Raw genomic sequence first — 21,348 nt, 5'->3', positions numbered from 1 at the left:
CACCTTCAAACTCTATCGAATTCGGAAGTGACCCTTTACTGATATTTTTTTATTAACGTTTAATATTTTGTCTAATTTCAGCTTTCATGAATAAACGTGTCACTTCAAATTCGATTGTACCCACAACTTCTTCAAACATTCTGAATCCATCTGATTGATATTCAACCAATGGGTTTAATTGTCCGTAACCACGTAGTCCGATTGACTGACGTAGTTGATCCATTGCATCGATGTGAGCTGTCCATTTATCATCAACAACACGTAACACAACTACTTTTTCAAATTCGAGCATTTGTGCTGCATCAACTAATTGGTCCTCTTTAATTTTGTAATTCTTTTCGGCACGATCAACTAAGTAGGCTTCAATCTCTTTAGCATCCTTACCTTCTAAATCTGCCAAGGAAATGCTATCCTCGTTAACCATTGAAGATACTGCAAAATCTATAATAGCTTGCAAGTTCCATTCAGTTTGGTCACCTTGAGTGTGCATTTGAACAATATGATTTACAGTTCTTTGAATCATAGGCATAATGACTGGTTTCAATGTTTTTTCTTCCATGATAACTTGTTGTCTTTGGTTATAAATAACCTCACGTTGTTCACGCATGACATCATCATATTGTAAAACATTTTTACGCGTATCATAGTTATTACCTTCAACACGTTTTTGTGCTGATTCAACTTGTTTTGTAATCATACGACTTTGAATCACAGCATCATCTTCAGTAATATTCATACGTTCCAAGAAACTCTTAATACGTTCTGAACCAAATCGTAACATCAAATCATCTTCTAAAGAAAGATAGAATTGTGTCATTCCATCATCCCCTTGACGACCGGCACGACCACGAAGTTGATTATCAATACGACGAGATTCATGACGTTCCGTACCAATAACAGCTAATCCGCCAATTTCCTTAACACCAGGTCCCAATTTAATATCAGTCCCACGTCCAGCCATATTTGTTGCAATTGTAACGGCTCCACGTTGTCCAGCATTCAGGATAATTTCAGCTTCACGTTCATGGTTTTTGGCATTTAAAACAGCATGTGGAATTTCAGCTTCATCCAACATTTGTGCCAATAATTCTGACGTTTCAACTGCGACAGTACCAATTAACATTGGTTGTCCAGCTTCATGACGTGTTTTAATATCAGCGATTACAGCCTTAAACTTACTATTCAATGATGGATATAACAAATCAGCTTTATCATCACGAATAATTGGTTTGTTTGTTGGAATTTGAACAACTTCCATATTGTAAATTTCACGGAATTCTTCTTCTTCCGTTTTGGCAGTACCTGTCATACCAGATAATTTCTTGTACATTCTAAAGAAATTTTGGTAGGTGATATTAGCCATTGTTTTTGTTTCGTCTTCAATTTCTACGTGTTCTTTAGCTTCAATTGCTTGATGAACACCATCAGAATAACGACGACCTTCCATGATACGGCCAGTAAATTGATCAACAATCATTACTTCGCCGTCTTGTACAACATAATCTTTATCGCGCAACATAACAAAGTTAGCACGTAACGCATTATCTAAATGATGCGTTAAAATTGTGTTATCCGTATCAAATAGATTGTCTAAACCAAAGTATTTTTCACCCTTGCGGATTCCTTCTTCAGTTAAAGAAATTGATTTTGATTCAAGATCAATCTTGTAATCTTCTTCTTCAGTTAATGTTTTAGCAAATCGATCTGCTCGAACATACATTGCAGTTGTTTTTTCAGCTTGACCAGAAATAATTAACGGCGTTCTAGCTTCATCAATCAAAATTGAATCAACTTCATCGACGATAACGTAGTTCAAGGGTCTTTGAACCATATCTTCACGGTAAACAACCATGTTATCACGTAAATAATCAAATCCTAATTCACTATTTGTTGAATACGTAATATCAGCAGCGTAAGCTTCACGTTTTTCTTCGGCTGTTTTTGCATTGATATTCAGTCCAACAGTCAAGTCCAACCATGAATACAATTCACCCATCTCTGTTGCATCACGGCTCGATAAGTACTCATTAACTGTAACAACATGGACGCCTAATCCAGAGATTGCATTCAAATAAACGGGCATAGTAGCCGTTAAAGTTTTACCTTCACCAGTTTTCATTTCTGCAATATTACCGGCATTTAAAACCATTCCACCAATCATTTGGACACGGAATGGGTATAGGCCTAGGACACGTTTTGCGGCTTCACGAACAACCGCAAACGCTTCAGGTAAAAGATCATCAAGCGTTTCACCTTCTTGATATCTTGCCTTAAAAGCAGGCGTTTTAGCTTTTAGTTCATCATCAGATAGTGCAGCCATTTCATCGGCCATGTTTTCAATAATATCAGCTATTTTACCCAGTCTTCGTAATTCACGGGTATCACTTTCAACCCATTGTCTTAATACATTTGCCATTTAGCTTTCCCCTTATATATCAAACACTCTTATTGAATTATTTTTAATTATAATATCATTTTTTATAGTATCACTAAATCAACAAATTTTAAACCAAAAATAAAAAAAGCCTTGCGTAGTTAAACTACCCAGCAGGCTTTTCCCTTCTAACTTAATCTTCGGCTTCAATTAAACCGTAGCGACCATCTTTTCGTTTATAAACGATGTTAATACCTTCTGTATCAGCATCTTCGTAAATAAAGAAGTTATGGCTCAACATATCCATTTGTAAAATAGCTTCTTCACTGCTCATTGGTTTCAAAGAAACATGTTTTGTACGAACAACGTCAAACATGCTTACTTCTTCATCAACAGAATCTGATTCTTCATCAGCAATTTCATTACGAATTTCAATCTCTTTGATTCCTTTACCTCTTGATTGACGGTTAATTTTAGTTTTATATTTACGGATTTGACGTTCTAACTTATCAGTTACAAGATCGACACTTGAAAGTAAATCTTGTGATGTTTCTTCAGCTCGAAGGACGAGAGAAGGCATTGGCACAGTCACTTCCACTTTAGCCGTTTTATCTGAGTACACTTTTAAATTAACATGAGCCGTTGAATTTGATGTATCAGTGAAGTACTTTTCTAATTTGAATAACTTCTTTTCAACATAATCTCTAGTAACATCTGTAACTTCAACATTTTCACCGCGAATATTGTATTTTAGCATAATAAACTCTCCCTTCAATCTACGGCAGGTAACGAACCAATTAATAACCTTCCCGTTGGTTTAATTATAAGCGAAAATGACTGAATATACAAACGATATCCCCTAATAAAATACGATTAGTACGCCATTGTAATCGCAAACATATTCATTTAGACGTTTCTCGATTCACTTCTAATTAAATCATCTAGAATTCATCTTGCAAGCGTTATACTTTTAACACATTTAGCCCTTGACGCTAATAAGTCAATCGCATAAAACAACGTCCGACCCGTCGTATAGATATCATCGACAACTAACACAACTTTATCAGTTAAATCCGGACAATCTGAGCTGAGCGTAAAAGGCTGGACCAATTCCAACCTTTGATGCCTATTCTTGTGAGATTGTTTTTCTTTAACAGTATCATTTCGCTTCAAAAAATGACTATGTTTGATCGTTAAAAGACCGCAAACTTGGTTAAATCCCCGACTACTCATTGTCTCAGAATCTACGGGGATCACCACAAGATAATCAAAATAAATCGTCTCAATCTTCTTTTTTAACGCCGTTTGAAAAACAGTTCTTAACTGGTAGTCTCCATTAAACTTATAGTTTTTAATAATTTCTTTCATAAAATCATTGTAAACGAATAACGCTTGATTCTGAAAATCATAACTCGGGTAAATAAGTCGCCATTTTTTACAATCCGGACAACATTTTTGATTCTCTTGATCTCGTCCGCATCCTTCGCAGGCTGTACTCGCCTGGATTACCTCAAATTGTTCCCGACAATTCCGACAAATTTGCTGTTTTTCATAAGGCTTAAAAGACACGATAAATGCTAAAGTTAGTTTCTGACTAAAGTCATTTTGACAAATTTTACAATTTCTCATACCTTTAACCGCCTTGCTTTTCGATTCATTGTTTTTATTTGTCCCGCTGCTTTTTTCAATGTAGCCGTATAATCACTACATAAAAAAATAACGTCGCCGTGAGGTCGGTTAACATTGCGACCGACGCGACCAGCAATTTGAACCAAGGCTGCCGTTGAAAAAGTTTTATCATCAGCCCCAAGTACAAAGACGTCCAAATTAGCAAAGGTTACACCGCGCTCTAAAATTGTTGTCGTAATAAGATATCGCATCTCACCTGATCTAATAGCTTTTACTTTCTCTAATCGATCGGGATCCTCAGAGTACACAGTTTCCCCCTTCAAGTTGGGGAACTTCTTCTTAAACGCCTGCATCACTGGTTGTAACAACCAAATTTTAGGCACAAAAACTAAAAATGGATCATCACGTTTTAGCCAATGATTGATTCGCAAGACTAATTTTTTTGGTAAATGTCCTTTTTTAATTTTTTTCTCCCATGATTTTTCAAATACGACTTTAATTTCGGGTAGTTTATGTCCATGGAAACGTACGGGCAAGTAACTCACAGTTAGCCGATTTAGCCGGACCTCTCTTAACAGTTCCTCACTGGGTGTGGCTGTTAAATATAAACTGGACCCTCCTTTTTTCGTTGCCTGGGTTGTCGCTTGCAAGAGTAGTTTATTTTGAGCATATGGAAAGGCGTCCACTTCATCAACTATCATGACATCAAACGCCTCTTGAAAACGCAATAACTGATGAGTCGTGCAAACGACCAATTGCGTATATTTATACGGATTCGTCGATTTACCGTGTAACAAACAAATATCTATCTCGTTAAATGCCGCCTGTAACCTTGGAAATAATTCGATACAAACGTCAACTCGTGGAGATGCCAAGCAGACACGCTTATTATCCATTAACGCCGCTTCGATACCTTCAAACAGCATCTCTGTCTTCCCGGCACCCGTAACAGCCCATAATAAATGACGAGCGGCCGGTTTCGCAAATATTTGTCTAACTTCATTAGCACAAGCTTCTTGTTGACTTGTTAGTTGTCCATCCCACGTTAATGGACTTTTTTTCCAAGTTGTAAACAGGTTTGGTTCAGGTATAGTATAAAGTGTAGTCGCACTCGAGATTCGGCCCAGTATAATACATTGAGTACAATAATACCGTTTACCCTGTAGATGATTTTTACTGAATTCAAGCCTTGAGGAGCACCTACGACAGATTAACTGTTTACCCTTAGTCATAATACCCGAGTAAGCAGTAAGACCATCCAACTTAATTGTTTCATCTATTTCTAAATTAGTTACTAAACGACCATATAAATTTGAAAGTGGCATTCTCATCAATCCCTTCAATAACTTTAAATACGTAAAGGAATATTAATTATGTCTAAAAATTACTTAACAATTAAAAAATCTGGTTCGGATACCTTAATCGAAAAGAAGTCTGCCTTCATTTGTCAAATCGCCAGAATTACAAACGAAGAGGAGGCGCTCACTTTCATTGCGTCAGTTAGAAAATTAGAACCTAAAGCCAGACATCATTGTTTCGCATACACCTTCAATCTTGACTCTGAAATTCAACGTCAAAGTGATGATGGTGAACCTTCTGGGACAGCTGGCGTTCCAATCCTGGAAGTCATCAAAGCTAAACAGCTTAAAAACATCTGCATTGTTGTCAGTCGAAAATTTGGCGGAATTAAGTTGGGGACTGGTGGACTTATTCGTGCGTATAGTAATGCCGCTTCACAAACTGTCGACGCAATCGGCGTTGTTGAACGTATTTTGCAAACTGAACTCATTTGCCAGGTTACCTATCAAAACGTTGGTAAATTAGAAAACTACCTTAAAAAAAATAATATTATCATTCAGCAAGTAACCTATCTTGAATCAGTTTCATTCACACTTGCGGTTGATCAAAAAGAGCTGACTACCCTGCAAGATCACTTGATTGATCTTCTTAATAATCAGGTCACCTTTAAATTAGGTCAAAATTTGTATAACGAACTTTCAATCCAATAAAAAAGGATGTCCAAAAGCGGACATCCTTTTTTTCTATTTATTTTTTTGAAGTCATGGCTTTAACAATTTTTTTAATCCAATTTAAGAGTGGCTTTCGTTTCGATCCGACTAACCCAATGGACTCAACGAATAACTCTAATCCTATCAGTGTTGCCACTGACATTAATATTGAACCCCAAATTGACGAGATGGGGTACAGTAAGGAAATAAATGAAAAAATCAGGGCAATTCCATAAATAACCAATACCGTTTGACGGTGAGTTAATCCCATTTGCATTAATCGATGATGTAAATGGTGTTTATCTGCTTGAGAAATAGGTTTTTTATTTAAAATTCGACGTAACATCGCGTAAATTGTATCCGTGATAGGTACACCCAAAATTAAAACTGGCACGATAATTGAGATAAATGTTGCATTTTTTAGCCCAGATAGTGAAAATACCGCAATCATAAAGCCAATAAACAGCGCGCCAGTATCCCCAAGATAAATTCTTGCCGGAAAAAAGTTATAGGGTAAAAAGCCAATTAAAGCGGCAACTAACGTAAACATCATGATAGCAATATAACTATTTGTGTTAACTAAAAAGAAATATCCTACCAACCCACTCGTAAACAACGCAATAATTGAGACACCCGTTGCGAGTCCATCCAATCCATCAATTAAATTAATTGCATTTGTAATAGCCAAAATCCAAATTACTGTAATTGGTAAGCTCAGCCAACCTAAGTTTACGATGCCAAAATAAGGTACCGTGAATGTTGTCATCCGCATATTTGTAAAAAAGTAAACAATCAAAGCGGCAATGGTAATGCCAATTAGTTTTTGTCGCGGACTTAATTCGAATTTGTCATCTAAAGCACCGGTAACTATGATTACCAACTCGGCAATCGATAGCGAGACCAACATTTTAATTGGATACTGATTTCTTAATACGAAGAAGTTTGTGAAGTTAAAGGCCAAGAAAATAGCTAAGCCGCCCATTGTAGGCATTGTAATTTTATTTACTCGACGTTTATTTGGTACATCAACTGCGCCAATCTTAAGTGAGAACAATCTGACAACTGGCGTTAACAACGCGGAGATAAGCGCTGTTGCGAAAAATGCTACGATAATTGGAAACATTATAGTCCCTCTCCTCATGGTATTGTGTTGTAATATCCTTATAACTATACCACGTTGTTACCTGAATTCAAAAAAAACATCAATTAAAATTAATTGATGTTTTTCGGTCATTATTTTTTCAAATGGTAGTTATAAGTTGCGACAATAATATTTTCACGAGAATTTAAAACTGATCTTAATCTTAAACTCGTTTGGTTATGCAAAATATTTTGCCATGGTTTTTTAGGTAAGAATTGTGGCACCAGAACTGTTGTCGTAAAGTTACGAGCAGCAGCATTTTTAGCAATGACATCCGTAAATTTCACAACGGGCGATGCAATTGAACGATATGACGAATGTAAATCAACGAAGCGAACACCTGGGAATCGTTCTTTAAATTCGCGTTCTGTTTCGTGTTCCTTTTCAGGATTCGTATCAAATGACACGTGCATTGCAATAACATAATCACCGATTGAACGCGCATAATTAATTGCCCCGGTTGTAACATGGGTCACAGAACTAACTAAAACGATAACCGTCGAGCCATCAAAATCGTGAATTTCTGCTTCTTCTGTTAAACGTAATTGTTCGGCAACTTTATTGTAGTGATCATTAATTTTATAGAAAATAATGTACATGACCGGCATAATAATAAAGAATGGCCATACAGTTGATAAACGATATCTAAAGAGAATTAACAAGATACTTAGTGAAATAAAAGCACCTAAGAAATTGTAAAAGGCCTTCATAATCCAACCTTTTGGACGATCGTGGTACCATTTTACAATCATACCCGTTTGAGATAACGTAAACGGAATGAAAACACCAACTGCATACAATGGGATTAACAACGATGTTGTCCCATTAAAGATAAACGTTAAAATAATTGATCCGGCAGCTAACGTGATAATACCGTTAGAATAACCTAAGCGATCACCTTTATCCATGTATAAATGAGGCATAAATTTATCTTTAGCTAAATTAAAAGCTAAAATTGGAAAAGCCGAAAAACCTGTATTTGCTGCTAATACCAAAATCAAAACTGTTGAAAATTGGAAAATATAGTATAAAATACCTTGTCCAAATGTTGTTTGTGCAATTTGAGAAAGGACAGTCACTTTTTCAGTAGGTACAATTCCATACCAGTAATTCAAGAAAGTAATTCCACCAAAGAAGATTGCTAAAAGTGTTGCCATAATTGTTAACGTAGCTGCCGCATTTTTAGCATGTGGTTTTTTAAAGAAAGGTACCGCATTACTAATTGCTTCAACACCAGTTAATGAAGAAGAACCTGATGAGAATGCTTTTAATAGTAACGCCATTGTGATACCAGGAACAGCAGTACCAACGGCGGCCGTCGCATGATATGGTACCTGACCTGTCATAATATTATAACCACCAACAAGTAACATTAAAATGATCATAACCACGAAAAGGTAAACCGGAACTGTTAGAAATGATGCGGATTCACGTAAACCACGTAGATTCATCGCCATTACTAAAATAATGATAACTACCGAAATACCAACCTGATGCCCATAAAGTGATGGGACAGCGGAAATCAGCGCTTCAGTTCCGGCGGACACACTAACCGCAACGGTTAACATGTAATCAATTAGAAGTGACCCACCGGAAATCAAACCTGCATTTTTTCCCAAGTTCTTACTCGAGACGACATATGCGCCCCCACCTTTAGGATAAGCATGAATGATTTGACGATATGAAATTGTAATTGATGCCAATAAAACTAGGACTAGCAAGGCAATAGGTAATGAGTACCAAATTGCCATCGCAGAAAAACCAACCAAAACAGTAACAATCTGTTCAGTCCCATATGCCACGGATGACAATGCATCTGATGATAAGAGAGCCAATGCCTTAAATTTTGATAATTGTTGATTTCCCTCTTCAGAAGATTTTAATGGTTTCCCTATTAAAAGTCTCTTTAAATAACGCCGCATTTCATTTTTACCCCTTATGTTCTATATTTTTTTAATCGTTATACATGCTGCCAAAATGACACATGTATCTTGCCAGATAATTATTTTAAACAATATTAACTATCCACCGAATGCAGTCTATTTTACTCGTTTATATTTAAATATACAACACCATGAACGAACTTTATTTAAGAACAAAAAAAAGAGCCATCAGCCCCATAATAGCAGCGATTAATAGCTCTTCAAAATTTATTATTTTTTATGACAATTGGGTCTACATCATGCCGCCCATGCCACCAGGCATTTGTTGTGGGTCAGCTGCAGATATTGGTTCTGGTTTATCAGCAACAACTGCTTCAGTCGTTAATAATAATGCTGAGACACTAGCTGCATTTTGTAATGCTGAACGTGTCACTTTTGTTGGATCAACAATTCCAACTGCAATCATATCTTGCCATTCATTTGTTGCGGCATTGAATCCAATACCAGGTTTCTCTGATTTTAATTTTTCAACAATCACAGAACCTTCAAGACCAGCATTCTTTGCAATTTGACGTACTGGTTCTTCTAGAGCACGTTGCACAATCTTAATACCTGTTAATTCATCACCAACTGCTTCAAGTGAAGCAACTTTACCGATTACATTAACAAATGCAGTACCACCACCAGCTACGAAACCTTCTTCAACAGCGGCACGTGTTGCATTTAAAGCATCTTCGATACGGTACTTACGTTCTTTTAATTCTGTTTCAGTTGCGGCACCAACTTTAATGACGGCAACCCCACCTGACAATTTAGCTAAACGTTCTTGTAGTTTTTCACGATCAAATTCAGAAGTTGTTTCATCGATTTGTTTTTTAATTAAACCAACACGTTCGATAATTTTTTCTTTATTACCTGAACCTTCAACAATCACTGTGTTTTCTTTTGTGATATTGACTTTTCCGGCTGAACCTAATTGTTCAATTGTTGTATCCTTCAATTGCAAACCAAGTTCATCTGTAATAACTGTTGCGCCAGTTACGATGGCGATATCTTCAAGCATTGCTTTACGACGATCACCAAAACCAGGTGCTTTAACAGCAACAACATTGAATGTACCACGAATTTTATTCAAGACCAATGTTGGTAAGGCTTCACCATCAACATCATCAGCAATGATTAATAATGGACGACCTTGCTCAACGATTGATTGTAGTAATGGTAATACTTCTTGAATATTAGAAATCTTTTTATCTGTCACCAAGATGTATGGTGTTTCCAAGTTAGCTTCCATTTTATCGTTATCAGTTACCATATATTGTGATAAGTAACCACGATCAAATTGCATCCCTTCAACAACATCTAATGATGTATCAATACTTTTTGATTCTTCAATTGTAATAACGCCATCGTTACCAACTTTTTCCATAGCATCAGCAATTAAAGCACCAATTTCATCATTAGCTGAAGAAACGGAAGCAATTTGTGCAATATCTTCTTTAGTTTCAACTTTATGTGATAGTTCGTGCAATTCAGCAACAGCCGCTTTAGTTGCTGCTTCAATTCCGCGACGAATACCAACTGGGTTAGCACCGGCAGTCACATTTTTCATACCTTCGGTAACAATTGCTTGCGTTAAAACAGTAGCCGTTGTTGTTCCATCGCCAGCAATATCATTAGTTTTAGATGCAACTTCTGAAACTAATTTAGCGCCCATATTTTCGAAATGATCTTCTAATTCAATTGCGCGAGCAATTGTCACACCATCATTTGTAATGATTGGGGAACCATATGATTCTTCCAAAACAACGTTACGGCCTTTTGGTCCTAAAGTTGATTTAACGGTATTGGCTAATTGGTCAACACCTCTAAGCATTGCTGAACGAGCATCTTCAGAAAACTTTAATTCCTTTGACATAATTAATCCACCTCATCTTTAAAATTTATATTAATCTACTGTTGCAATGATATCTTTCTCATGAACAATCAAGTAGTCTTTACCTTCAAATGAAACTTCTGATCCAGCATATTTATCAAATAAAACGGTTTGTCCGACACTGACAGCAACGGCGATTTTTTCACCATTACGCATTGTACGACCATCACCCACCGCAATAATCTTACCTGTTTGTGGTTTCTCTTGCACATTACTTGCTAAGACAATTCCACCTACTGTTGTTTCTTCTTCTTTAGTTACTTCTAAAATAACACGATCTGCTAATGGTTTTAACACGTTCTATCCCTCCAACTATATTATTTAGCACTCTATCTATGTAAGTGCTAATCACAAAATTAACTATAATCAATTTTCGGGATAATTGCAAGTGTTTAAGCTCTTATTTATATGGAAATTTTGATATGAATTAAATTCGTTATTCGGTCAATTATGCTATACTTATCATACGAATTTGTTCAACAAAAACAGTCGTAACTAATTAATAGTCGTTAAAGGAGTTTTCATGTCAAAATCAACTAGTAAAAACTCAATAGCCATTTTATTGGGTTATCTTATTATTTTCATTTTACCAACAATTCTAAATCAAATCTTTTCTTTAAAATCAGTTATTTATCCCGTTATGACGGCCGATTACGTTTTAGGCGCCCTACTACTAATCTGGTTAAACCATCATTTTAGTAATAAAAATTCAATAGATGGCCAATCCAAATGGTCGCAAATTATTTTATGGGGAATTCTTGGATTTGTTTTAACCCTAGTCATCCAGATGGGAATCCAATTAATCTCATACGCCATTTTAAAAACAACCGTGGCCTCACAAAATACGAGCGAGATCATGACTATTTTTTCAAAATATCCTTATTACATGCTGGCCGTCTCACTCGGTGCCCCAATTATGGAAGAACTCGTTTTTAGAAAGGTTTTCTTTGGCAATTTAGCAAGTTTTATTCCGCCGGCCTTTGCCGCAATTACGTCTAGTCTCTTATTTAGTTTGGCACATAACGATGGCCATTTAGCTATCTACTTCTTAATTGGATTACTCTTTTGCTATCTTTACAAACGAACGGGTGATATTAAAACGTCCATGGTCGCACATATTCTCATGAACAGTTTAGTGTTAACGATTCAAGCACTACTCTAAAAGAAAGGTGGAATTATTTTGATTTTGTTACAAGTACAACAAGCAGCTCGATATTTTGGTGCAGATGTTTTATTTGAAAATGCCAATATGGATATCAAGGATGACGCCAGGATTGCCTTAGTTGGTCGAAACGGCGCCGGAAAATCTACGTTAATTAAAATGATTATTGATCAAGAAGTGACTGATGCCGGTCAAATCATTAAACATAAAGGGATGACTATTGGTTACTTGGCCCAAACAACAACTGTTTCTTCAGAACGCTCAGTCTGGGAAGAAATGAGTCACGTTTTTGACTACTTAAAGAAAATGGAAGTTCAAATTCATACACTTGAAGCTCAAATTGCCGACCCGGAAAATACAGAAGATTCTGAAAAATTCGAAAAACTATTAACAACGTACGACCAACTTTCACATGATTTTAGTGAACAAAATGGTTACGGTTATGAATCTGAAATCCGTTCCGTTTTACATGGTTTTAGATTTTTTGAAGAGGATTTTGGACGCGACATCAGAACCCTTTCCGGTGGTCAAAAAACACGTCTTGCCTTAGCCAAACTACTTCTAGAAAAACGCGATTTACTTATTTTAGATGAACCCACTAACCACTTGGATATCGAAACGTTAACTTGGTTAGAAGGTTATTTAAAAACCTATACAGGCGCCCTTCTCATTGTTTCTCATGATCGCTATTTCCTAGATAAAATTGTGACAGAGGTTTACGATATGAGCCACAATGAAACCACACATTACAACGGTAACTACTCACAGTTCATTATTAAAAAAGAAGCAAATTTGAAACAAGAATGGAAAGTTTTTGAAAAACAACAAGATAAGATTGAAAAACTTGAAGACTTTGTTAATAAAAATATTGTGCGTGCTTCAACAACTAAGCGAGCACAAAGTCGCCGTAAACAACTTGAAAAAATGGATAAAGTAGGCCGTCCTGAAGGTGATGAAAAGGCGCCGCGTTTCAGTTTCAAATCCGCAGATGAGAGTGGCAATATTGTTTTAACCGTCTCTAATGCAGCCGTTGGTTATGATAATCAAGTGTTATCCGAGCCCGTTTCGATCGACTTACATAAACATCAGGTTCAAGCTATTGTTGGACCAAATGGTGTTGGTAAATCTACCCTACTTAAGAGCGTCTTAGGCCAAATTCCCTTTATTCGTGGTGAAGCTTTTCTTGGTACTAACGTTCATATCGGTTACTATGATCAGGAACAAAACCAATTAACGGATAAAAATACTGTTTTAGACGAATTGTGGAATGACCATCCCTCAACTCCCGAAACAGATATTCGTTCATTACTAGGCAGTTTCTTGTTTTCCGGGGATGACGTTTTGAAACGTGTTTCTAACCTGAGTGGTGGTGAAAAAGCACGTTTAGCCTTAACTAAGCTTGCGATGAACAAAGATAATTTCTTAATTTTTGATGAACCAACTAACCATTTGGATATTGATAGTAAAGAAGTTCTCGAAAAAGCGATTAATAACTTTGACGGAACAGTCTTACTCGTTTCACATGATCGTTATTTTATTAATAAAGTAGCTGAAAGTATTATTGAAGTCTCTAGAGAGGGTTCAACTTACTACATGGGCGATTACGATTACTTCGTGGATAAAAAAGAAGAACTGGAAGCAATTGAAGCTGAAAAACTAGCCCTTGAACTTGCTTCAACGACCACACTTCCTGAAGCCAAAGTTACAACTAATTACCAACAAAATAAAGAGACTCAAAAAGAACAACGTAAGTTAACACGTGAAATTGATCGTTTAGAGACTGAACTGACCGCTTTGGAAACTCAGAAAACGAAACTTGAAGAAAAAATGTCACAGCCTGATATTTTCAGTAATGCTGATAAACTTCAAGAACTTCAAACTGATTTACAAACCGTTCAAATTGCAATTGAAACTGCAGAAAGCAATTGGGAAGAAGCAAGTCTAGCTCTTGAATAGACTCGCTTCTTTTTTGTTATTTGTTGACATTCAAGCAATGAAAGCCTATTCTTTTCTTGTAAACTAAAAATTTAATATAAGTACACTAGGGGTGTTCTTTAGAAGAACTGAGATAAGCTTTTGCGGCTTAATCCCTTCGAACCTGTAAGTCAAAACTTGCGTAGGAAAGTGTGAAGAAGGACCCCACTCTACGATTTTTTTGTTAAGGAGTGGGGTTTTTGTGTACTTAAGAGGAGAAACCATGCAATTAGAATTACTCGATAGAATCCGTTCAGAAAATCCGGTTATATTTAATATTTCAAATTACATCACTGTTCAAGACGTTGCCAACGGGCTTAACTCAATTGGTGCTTCGCCCATTATGCCCAGCGCAATTGAAGAAGCGAGCGAAATGCTTCAGATTTCTTCCGGTGCCGCAATTAATATGGGCTCATTCAGAAGTGATGAGCTCCCCTACATTGAAAAAGTCGGTCAACTTGCCAATGACTTAAATATCCCACTTGTACTAGATCCCGTTGCCGTGGCAATGCCTTACCGCCAAAAAGTGGTCACTAATTTATTAGACCATATCCATTTTGACTTTATTCGTGGTAATGCTGGTGAGATAGCCGCACTTGCCGGTATCAAATGGCAGGCCAAAGGAATTGATGCTGGTGATGGGTCCGCTGATTTGGCAGAAGTCGCAAAAAAAGTCGCGCAACGTTACAACTGTACGGTTGTTTTGAGCGGTCCAACCGATTATATCTCTGATGGAACGCATGACACAACGGTGACTCACGGCACGCCCCTTTTCCAGATTCACGTAGGTTCAGGTGACATGCTTTCAAGTTTAATTGCCGCATTTGCAGCAGTTTCTAAAGATAATTACTTTGAAGCAGCAAGAATGGCTTGTCTTATTTTTGCGACAACTGGTGAAATCGTCGCAAATGAATTGGTAGATGAAAAACCAGGTAGCTTTATTGTCGCCTTACTAGACAAATTACATTTGGTGACAACAAAAGAAATTGCCGACCAAATAACTATGGAGGACTAAATATAATGACTGATTTTCCACAAGCACTTTCAATTGCTGGATCAGATAGCAGCGGTGGTGCTGGTATGCAAGCTGATTTGAAAACAATGCAAGAACGCCACGTGTACGCTGCCACTGTTCTTGTCGCAATTACGGCACAAAATACAATAGGCGTTCAAGATAGCCTTCCACTACCCGCTAAGATTATTAATGAACAATTCACATCAATCGCAGATGATTTAGCTATTAAAGCGTGCAAAACAGGAATGCTAGCCGATTCAGAGCACGTTTCTATTGTCGTAGAAAACCTAAAGAAATACGACTTTGGTCCGTTAATTGTTGATCCCGTCATGGTCGCAAAAGGTGGAGCAACGCTTCTGACCGAAGATGCCGTCATCACAATTAAAGAAAATTTGGTTCCACTGGCTACAGTGGTGACGCCAAATATTCCTGAAGCTGAAGTACTCACAGGTCTAACGATTAACTCCAAGGAAGATATGATTATGGCCGGTAAAAAAATGAAGGCTTTAGGTGCAAAAAATGTCATTATTAAAGGTGGTCATCAGAATTCTGCAAACACTGCGAGTGACTTTGTCTTACTAGAAAATGGCCATTCATTTTGGTTATCTTCAAAACGCATTGATACAATCCGAACTCATGGTACCGGAGATACGCTATCAGCATGTATCGCCGCTGAGTTAGCCAAGGGAGCGGACGTTGAAACGGCTATTATAACAGCCAAAAAATATGTTGAAGCGACAATTGCCGATGGTATTATTGTTGGCCACGGTCATGGTCCCCTAAACCATTGGGCATATCGAGAGGTCGCAAAAAATGCAAAACTTTAACCAAACGTGGTTAGCAAGTTACTTTATTGCAGGAACACAAGACGTTCCCGACAATCAATTACTACCTGTATTAGAAAAAGCGTTAAAAGCCGGTATTTCTTGCTTTCAATTCAGAGAAAAAAATCCATTAAATCCGTTAAATAAAACGCAGAAAAAGGCACTTGCAATCAGCTGTCAAAATTTATGTGCAGCATACAATGTCCCATTTTTCATTGACGATGACCTTTCTCTAGCACTCGACATTCACGCAGACGGTATTCACGTTGGTCAAACAGATCAACGAATTACAGATGTCATTCAACAAGCAGCAGGTCAATTAAGTATTGGACTCTCTTGCCAGACGCTTGATCAAATTAATGTAGCAAATCAATTATCAGCTGTTGATTATATTGGCAGTGGCCCAATTTTTCCTACAAGTTCTAAACCGGATGCCACCGCCCCACTCGGAATTGCCGGACTTTCTCAATTACTGGCTATCAGTGATCACCCGATTGTTGCCATTGGCGGTATTTCAGAGACTAATTTAGCCGATTTAGCCAAGACAACTGTTTCAGGCGTTGCCGTTATCTCATTAATTTCCCAAAGTACCAATATTAAACAAACGGTGCAATCCATTAATCGTTATTTCCAATTGGGGGACGCCTAAGATGTCTGAATCTAAAGCACTACATGGCCAATTTTTAATTTGGCTGGGTGCAGCTATTTCAATCGCTGAAATTATGACTGGAATGTTGCTAGTACCACTCGGGTTTTCCAAAGGACTCCTTGCTATTTTAATGGGGCATTTAATTGGGTGCGGTCTCTTTTTATTACCTGCCGGTTATATTGGCGCTAAGAAACATCAGACGGCTATTCAATCAACAAAATCTACTTTCGGTTCAACCGGCGTTATTTTATTCTCACTGATCAACTTAGTTCAATTAATTGGTTGGACGGCAGTTATGATTGTTAACGCTATTTCCGCAATGAATGGTGTGTCAAGTTCCTTATTTAATTTTAAAAATTCAATTATTATGGGCATCATTATGGCAATTTTAATTATCATTTGGCTTTTAGTTGACATATCTCACTTATATCAGATTAATTTAGTTATTGTTAGTCTGTTAGTTATTGGCTCAATCATCATGATTTTTTTAATTTTTAAAACGCCCATTTCACATACGCCAAATCTTACTACGATGACGTTTGGTTCAGCCGTTGAACTAAATATTACTATGGCATTGTCTTGGTTACCACTGATTGGTGATTACACAAAATCAACAACTCGTCCAATCGCGATGTCCGCAATCAGTTCCATGGGCTACTTTATCGGTAGTTTTATCATGTTTACAATTGGCTTATTTTTAACAACTAGAACTGGCTATACTGATTTCACATCATTCTTAGTCACTTCTGGTTTAGGTATTATTGCCTTATTCATCATTATTTTTTCAACTGTAACGACAACTTTTTTAGATGTCCTCTCAGCCACAATTAATATTCAAAATATTCATCCATTCAAAAATATGAAATTAATTAGTCCTGTTATCGTGGTACTTGGTTTAATCATCGCATGGATAGTCCCAATTGATAACTATCAAACATTCTTATATTTTATCGCATCCGTCTTCACACCACTGTATGCAATTGTATTTGTTAGTTATTTCGTTATGAAGCAATCGTTACCTTATTGGTTAAATATTTTTTGGTGGCTAGTTGGTATTTTCGCTTACTACCAACTGCAACCATTCGATTTCATCCTGGGGACAACAATTGTACTCTTAATCGGATTGAGTTTATTTGTTTACTTGTCACAATTTATTTTACCTAAGCGATACCTTAAAAAAATACGTTAAACTGAAAGTAAAAAAATAGAGTTCTAGAATGACCCTCGATGTTAACCTCACATCAAATATCATTCTAGAACTCTATTTTCATATTGATAGTTAAGCAATCCAATCAAATTCTAAACTAGGATCCGCATTCAAATCTAAACCAGCACGTTGCCCTTTTAGAAATTCAACATAACCTGCGGCACCAATCATAGCAGCGTTATCACCACATAATTTAATGGGTGCTTTAATAAATTCAACAGTATCCATTTTTTCCATGTCAGCTTCAAGTCTAGCGCGTAGCCCTTTATTTGCGGCTACACCACCAGCTAGAATTAATTGCTTAATATCATATTCATGACATGCGCGAAGCGTCTTTTCAGCAAGCACGTCAACTACACTTTGTTGGAAACTCGTTGCTAAATCGGCACGATCCAACGTTTCACCTAGTTGATCTGCATGATGAACGGTATTGATAAAGGCACTCTTCAAGCCACTAAAGCTAAAGTCATAGTTATCATCCTTAATCATTGCACGAGGGAAATTAAAAGTATCCTTCCCTGTATGCGCAAGTTCATCAATTTCTTTTCCTGATGGATAAGTCATCCCAAGAACACGTCCTACTTTATCGTAAGCTTCACCGGCAGCGTCATCACGCGTCTCACCGATAATTTCAAATTGACCTTCTTCTGGCATATAAACGAGTTCTGTATGTCCACCCGAAACAAGTAGCGCCATTGAAGGGTAGCTTATCTCTGATTCATAACGCGCCGCAAAGATATGTCCGGCCATATGATTAACTGGTATTAATGGTAATTCATGGGCAAAAGCAATTGCCTTTGCTGCAGATACACCAACTAATAATGCACCCACTAATCCAGGTCCATAAGTAACTGCAACTGCATCTAGATCGTCATAGCTAACGTTGGCTTCCGTCATTGCATCTTGAACGCAACTCGTAATTTGCTCAATATGGTGGCGACTAGCGACTTCAGGTACCACACCGCCAAATCGTTTATGACTATTAACCTGTGTAGCAACAATGTTCGACAGTATAATATGTCCATCTTCAACCACCGCAACGCTAGTTTCATCACAACTTGATTCAAATGCTAAAATTAAATTTTTTTTCTCTGCGCTCATCGGGACTCCTTCCTACTGACTTTATATTTACTATCTTAATTTAAGTAACATATCAACGGCATCTTGGCCATCTTCAACATAATAATTCTCTTGAATACCAACTTTGTTAAATCCCAGTTGGTGATACAAGTTCAATGCGGCCTGATTATCACGACGGACTTCTAGACTAACTGTTTTAAATTTCATTAATCGAGCTCGCTTCGTGATTGCCGTAACTAGAAAATTACCCATCCCTCTACCCTGACATTCTGGCAGAACGGCAATGTTCGTAATGTGAACATCCCCAGTTAATGCATCCGTTGAGCAGCCAATAAACCCTAACATTTTATCTTCTTTACGTAGGACAAGATACAAGGTTCTCCCTTTTTGACAAATCTCGCCTTCGAATATTTTAGCACTCCATGGTGATTTACCATCATAAACTGCCTTCTCAATTTCAAGTAGTTCAGGAATATCAGGAACAACAGCACGTGTCATAAAATAAGTTTCATTTCTAATTTGAATACGATGATTTTGAAAAACTAATGTTCTCGCGGGTTCATCTATCCTAAAATCTGGGATGATTTGTTTCACTCGTGCTTTAAATTTTTTCAACATAGGTATTATGATCCTTATCTGAATGAGTTTCTAGCCACTGGGATTCTGCCTGCGTTAAACGTAGGTAATTTGGAATAAACGTTTCCTGTTCAACAGGCTCTTTATCTTTACCAATTAGCCCCAAAATAAAGGCCTGTGGGACGTTTAAAAAGGGAGCCGGGAAATGTGCCTGTTCGCCCAAAATATCGATAATTTGGGGCTTAAATAAATCAACATCAGTTCCAACAAAAATTTGTGATTGGTTACGTTCTTTTAATTCAGTAAGCCATGCCACAAGGTCTCGGTGTTGATCTGGCAACTCATTTATCAGTTCATTACTATTTCTATATAAGCCGGAAAAAACATGATTTCTGCGGGCATCAAATAACGGTACGATATCGGTTTTGTCATCTGAAATACCTGCAGCCAATAGTTCCAAACTAGAAACACCGACTAATTCACAATCTAATGTAAACGCGAGTGTTTTGGCAGTTGCAACGCCAATTCTAAGGCCTGTAAAAGACCCTGGTCCCTGCGCAACAATAATTCTATCTAATTCAGCAGGTTTTACGCCGGCTAATTTCATGACATCAGCGATTGCTGGCATCAGTGTAATGCTATGATTTTTTTTAATATTTGTTGTCATAGTTGCCAATAGCGTCTTGTCTTCTAGAACAGCGACACTGAGTGGTATGTTCGATGTATCAATTGCTAAAATTTTCATTCATATCTTCCTTTATTTCTGCTTTGTTCATATTTTAGCACAAAAATAGCTTAACACATTTTTTCTAAGAAAAAATTAACAAAAAAATAGAGCAAGTCTCTTGCTCTATCGTCGCTATATATTTATTTTGAGAAACCATTTGGATGTGACTGTTCAAAAGTCCATGCCGTTTTAATAATGTCTTCCATATTTTCATACTTAGGTGTCCAACCAAGAACTTCACGTGCTTTACCACTAGCGGCAATTAATGTTGAAGGATCACCTGCACGTCTTGGTGCAATTTCAGCAGGAATTTCTTTACCTGTTGCACGACGAGCTGCTTCTAAGATTTCTTTGTTTGAGAATCCGTTAGATGAACCTAAGTTAAAGGCGTTACTTTCGTTTCCTTCAAGCAAGTAATCTAAAGCAAGAATATGTGCATCTGCTAAATCGATAACGTGGACATAATCACGGATATTTGTACCATCTTTTGTATCGTAATCGTCACCAAAAATTTGTAATTTTTCACGTTCACCATTGGCAACTTGTAAAATAATTGGAATTAAATGTGTTTCAGGATTATGATCTTCACCGATACTACCATCTGGTTTTGAGCCTGCAACATTAAAGTAGCGTAAGGCAACAAATTTAACGCCATCTGCAACGTCAGTCCAATGCATAATTTTCTCCATGGCTAATTTGCTTTCACCATATGGATTCGTTGGAATTTGAGGATCGTCTTCATGAATTGGCACAACTTTAGGTTCTCCATACGTTGCTGCCGTTGAAGAAAAGACAATCTTCTTCACACCAACCTCAGTCATGACTTCAAGTAAATGAACCGTTCCTGCTGTATTGTTGTCAAAATATTTTAATGGTTTTTCCATTGATTCGCCAACAAGAGATGAGGCAGCAAAATGGATAACCGCTTCAATATCTTCATTTTTGAAAACATCGCGCATAAAATCTTTATCTGCAATATCGCCTTGATAAAATTTTGCTGCTTTATTAACAGCTTCTACATGTCCCGTTACTAAGTTATCAACAACAACCACATCGCGGTTATTTTCTACCAACTGATCAACAGTATGTGAACCAATGTAGCCTGCGCCACCTAAAACTAAAATTGACATTTAACATTCCTCCAAGGGGTTTTTGATAATTT

19 protein-coding genes and 1 riboswitch are annotated in these 21,348 nt (G+C 37.1%); of the genes, 7 read left to right on the top strand and 12 right to left on the bottom strand.

The window, feature by feature from the left end; genetic code table 11:
* Positions 1 to 52: 52 nt before the first annotated feature.
* From secA to N0K73_RS05710, 4 genes are all read right to left on the bottom strand, one after another.
* Positions 53 to 2,416 (bottom strand): preprotein translocase subunit SecA, encoded by a 2,364-nt coding sequence (secA, locus tag N0K73_RS05725; protein ID WP_112251080.1) that lies wholly within the window; start codon positions 2,414 to 2,416, stop codon positions 53 to 55.
* Positions 2,417 to 2,567: 151 nt separating this feature from the next.
* Positions 2,568 to 3,131, bottom strand: a complete 564-nt coding sequence (hpf, locus tag N0K73_RS05720; RefSeq protein WP_112251082.1) for a ribosome hibernation-promoting factor, HPF/YfiA family — start codon at positions 3,129 to 3,131, stop codon at positions 2,568 to 2,570.
* Positions 3,132 to 3,322: 191 nt separating this feature from the next.
* Positions 3,323 to 4,003, bottom strand: a complete 681-nt coding sequence (locus tag N0K73_RS05715) for a ComF family protein (RefSeq protein WP_284068654.1) — start codon at positions 4,001 to 4,003, stop codon at positions 3,323 to 3,325.
* Positions 4,000 to 5,334 carry an ATP-dependent helicase ComFA gene (locus tag N0K73_RS05710; RefSeq protein ID WP_112251086.1) on the bottom strand — a complete coding sequence of 445 codons (1,335 nt, stop codon included), beginning with the start codon at positions 5,332 to 5,334 and terminating at the stop codon, positions 4,000 to 4,002. The genes N0K73_RS05715 and N0K73_RS05710 overlap by 4 nt, the downstream gene beginning before the upstream one ends.
* Positions 5,335 to 5,376: 42 nt before the next feature.
* Here N0K73_RS05710 and N0K73_RS05705 point away from each other — a divergent pair, with 42 nt between their 5' ends.
* Positions 5,377 to 6,012, top strand: coding sequence for a YigZ family protein (locus N0K73_RS05705; RefSeq protein ID WP_112251094.1), 636 nt, complete (start codon positions 5,377 to 5,379; stop codon positions 6,010 to 6,012).
* A gap of 37 nt (positions 6,013 to 6,049) precedes the next feature.
* Here N0K73_RS05705 and N0K73_RS05700 read toward each other — a convergent pair whose 3' ends face one another.
* The 4 genes from N0K73_RS05700 to groES all read right to left on the bottom strand — a co-directional run bounded on the left by N0K73_RS05700 (position 6,050) and on the right by groES (position 11,269).
* Positions 6,050 to 7,135 carry a glycosyltransferase family 4 protein gene (locus N0K73_RS05700; protein ID WP_112251096.1) on the bottom strand — a complete coding sequence of 362 codons (1,086 nt, stop codon included), beginning with the start codon at positions 7,133 to 7,135 and terminating at the stop codon, positions 6,050 to 6,052.
* A 110-nt stretch (positions 7,136 to 7,245) separates the two neighbouring features.
* Positions 7,246 to 9,075 carry a potassium transporter KimA gene (locus N0K73_RS05695; protein WP_057974275.1) on the bottom strand — a complete coding sequence of 610 codons (1,830 nt, stop codon included), beginning with the start codon at positions 9,073 to 9,075 and terminating at the stop codon, positions 7,246 to 7,248.
* Between the two features lie 253 nt (positions 9,076 to 9,328).
* On the bottom strand, positions 9,329 to 10,954 hold the full coding sequence (gene groL / locus N0K73_RS05690; protein ID WP_057974274.1) for a chaperonin GroEL: 1,626 nt from the start codon (positions 10,952 to 10,954) through the stop codon (positions 9,329 to 9,331).
* 30 nt (positions 10,955 to 10,984) lie between these two features.
* A complete protein-coding gene (groES, locus tag N0K73_RS05685; RefSeq protein WP_112251098.1) occupies positions 10,985 to 11,269 on the bottom strand; it encodes a co-chaperone GroES in 285 nt (94 codons plus the stop codon).
* A 226-nt stretch (positions 11,270 to 11,495) separates the two neighbouring features.
* On the opposite strand from groES, the gene N0K73_RS05680 reads away from it, so the two are divergent.
* The 6 genes from N0K73_RS05680 to cytX all read left to right on the top strand — a co-directional run bounded on the left by N0K73_RS05680 (position 11,496) and on the right by cytX (position 17,785).
* Positions 11,496 to 12,134, top strand: coding sequence for a CPBP family intramembrane glutamic endopeptidase (locus N0K73_RS05680; protein WP_112251100.1), 639 nt, complete (start codon positions 11,496 to 11,498; stop codon positions 12,132 to 12,134).
* An 18-nt stretch (positions 12,135 to 12,152) separates the two neighbouring features.
* A complete protein-coding gene (locus tag N0K73_RS05675; protein WP_112251102.1) occupies positions 12,153 to 14,090 on the top strand; it encodes an ABC-F family ATP-binding cassette domain-containing protein in 1,938 nt (645 codons plus the stop codon).
* A gap of 77 nt (positions 14,091 to 14,167) precedes the next feature.
* Positions 14,168 to 14,274, top strand: a riboswitch (TPP riboswitch).
* Between the two features lie 57 nt (positions 14,275 to 14,331).
* The gene (gene thiM, locus N0K73_RS05670) at positions 14,332 to 15,123 is read left to right on the top strand and encodes a hydroxyethylthiazole kinase (protein WP_112251104.1); all 792 of its coding nucleotides are present in this window, start codon (positions 14,332 to 14,334) and stop codon (positions 15,121 to 15,123) included.
* Positions 15,124 to 15,128: 5 nt separating this feature from the next.
* Positions 15,129 to 15,950, top strand: coding sequence for a bifunctional hydroxymethylpyrimidine kinase/phosphomethylpyrimidine kinase (gene thiD / locus N0K73_RS05665; protein WP_404825134.1), 822 nt, complete (start codon positions 15,129 to 15,131; stop codon positions 15,948 to 15,950).
* Entirely contained in the window at positions 15,937 to 16,596 is a 660-nt protein-coding gene (gene thiE, locus N0K73_RS05660; protein ID WP_112251108.1) for a thiamine phosphate synthase, read from the top strand. The genes thiD and thiE overlap by 14 nt, the downstream gene beginning before the upstream one ends.
* A 1-nt stretch (position 16,597) precedes the next feature.
* Entirely contained in the window at positions 16,598 to 17,785 is a 1,188-nt protein-coding gene (cytX, locus tag N0K73_RS05655) for a putative hydroxymethylpyrimidine transporter CytX (RefSeq protein ID WP_112251110.1), read from the top strand.
* 90 nt (positions 17,786 to 17,875) lie between these two features.
* On the opposite strand, the gene tsaD is transcribed toward cytX, so the two are convergent.
* From tsaD to galE, 4 genes are all read right to left on the bottom strand, one after another.
* Positions 17,876 to 18,904, bottom strand: coding sequence for a tRNA (adenosine(37)-N6)-threonylcarbamoyltransferase complex transferase subunit TsaD (tsaD, locus tag N0K73_RS05650; protein WP_057974266.1), 1,029 nt, complete (start codon positions 18,902 to 18,904; stop codon positions 17,876 to 17,878).
* A gap of 30 nt (positions 18,905 to 18,934) precedes the next feature.
* A complete protein-coding gene (gene rimI, locus N0K73_RS05645; protein ID WP_112251112.1) occupies positions 18,935 to 19,501 on the bottom strand; it encodes a ribosomal protein S18-alanine N-acetyltransferase in 567 nt (188 codons plus the stop codon).
* Entirely contained in the window at positions 19,485 to 20,204 is a 720-nt protein-coding gene (gene tsaB, locus N0K73_RS05640) for a tRNA (adenosine(37)-N6)-threonylcarbamoyltransferase complex dimerization subunit type 1 TsaB (protein ID WP_112251114.1), read from the bottom strand. The genes rimI and tsaB overlap by 17 nt, the downstream gene beginning before the upstream one ends.
* 122 nt (positions 20,205 to 20,326) lie before the next feature.
* Complete coding sequence (gene galE / locus N0K73_RS05635) at positions 20,327 to 21,316, bottom strand: UDP-glucose 4-epimerase GalE (RefSeq protein WP_057974263.1); 990 nt, start codon at positions 21,314 to 21,316, stop codon at positions 20,327 to 20,329.
* Positions 21,317 to 21,348 lie beyond the last annotated feature (32 nt).

This window comes from Dellaglioa algida (assembly GCF_030127605.1).
Taxonomy (GTDB): domain Bacteria; phylum Bacillota; class Bacilli; order Lactobacillales; family Lactobacillaceae; genus Dellaglioa; species Dellaglioa algida.
Note: the sequence above shows the minus strand (reverse complement) of the source record. Positions and strands in the feature narration are given on the sequence as shown.

Bases quoted from the DNA above. Each gene is read 5' to 3' on its own strand.
- rimI (WP_112251112.1), bottom strand. From the start codon at position 19,501: ATGTTGAAAAAATTTAAAGCACGAGTGAAACAAATCATCCCAGATTTT.
- tsaB (WP_112251114.1), bottom strand. From the start codon at position 20,204: ATGAAAATTTTAGCAATTGATACATCGAACATACCACTCAGTGTCGCT.
- thiE (WP_112251108.1), top strand. From the start codon at position 15,937: ATGCAAAACTTTAACCAAACGTGGTTAGCAAGTTACTTTATTGCAGGA.
- N0K73_RS05695 (WP_057974275.1), bottom strand. From the start codon at position 9,075: ATGCGGCGTTATTTAAAGAGACTTTTAATAGGGAAACCATTAAAATCT.
- secA (WP_112251080.1), bottom strand. From the start codon at position 2,416: ATGGCAAATGTATTAAGACAATGGGTTGAAAGTGATACCCGTGAATTA.
- N0K73_RS05700 (WP_112251096.1), bottom strand. From the start codon at position 7,135: ATGTTTCCAATTATCGTAGCATTTTTCGCAACAGCGCTTATCTCCGCG.
- N0K73_RS05710 (WP_112251086.1), bottom strand. From the start codon at position 5,334: ATGAGAATGCCACTTTCAAATTTATATGGTCGTTTAGTAACTAATTTA.
- N0K73_RS05715 (WP_284068654.1), bottom strand. From the start codon at position 4,003: ATGAGAAATTGTAAAATTTGTCAAAATGACTTTAGTCAGAAACTAACT.
- N0K73_RS05680 (WP_112251100.1), top strand. From the start codon at position 11,496: ATGTCAAAATCAACTAGTAAAAACTCAATAGCCATTTTATTGGGTTAT.
- galE (WP_057974263.1), bottom strand. From the start codon at position 21,316: ATGTCAATTTTAGTTTTAGGTGGCGCAGGCTACATTGGTTCACATACT.
- tsaD (WP_057974266.1), bottom strand. From the start codon at position 18,904: ATGAGCGCAGAGAAAAAAAATTTAATTTTAGCATTTGAATCAAGTTGT.
- hpf (WP_112251082.1), bottom strand. From the start codon at position 3,131: ATGCTAAAATACAATATTCGCGGTGAAAATGTTGAAGTTACAGATGTT.
- groL (WP_057974274.1), bottom strand. From the start codon at position 10,954: ATGTCAAAGGAATTAAAGTTTTCTGAAGATGCTCGTTCAGCAATGCTT.
- cytX (WP_112251110.1), top strand. From the start codon at position 16,598: ATGTCTGAATCTAAAGCACTACATGGCCAATTTTTAATTTGGCTGGGT.
- N0K73_RS05705 (WP_112251094.1), top strand. From the start codon at position 5,377: ATGTCTAAAAATTACTTAACAATTAAAAAATCTGGTTCGGATACCTTA.
- thiM (WP_112251104.1), top strand. From the start codon at position 14,332: ATGCAATTAGAATTACTCGATAGAATCCGTTCAGAAAATCCGGTTATA.
- thiD (WP_404825134.1), top strand. From the start codon at position 15,129: ATGACTGATTTTCCACAAGCACTTTCAATTGCTGGATCAGATAGCAGC.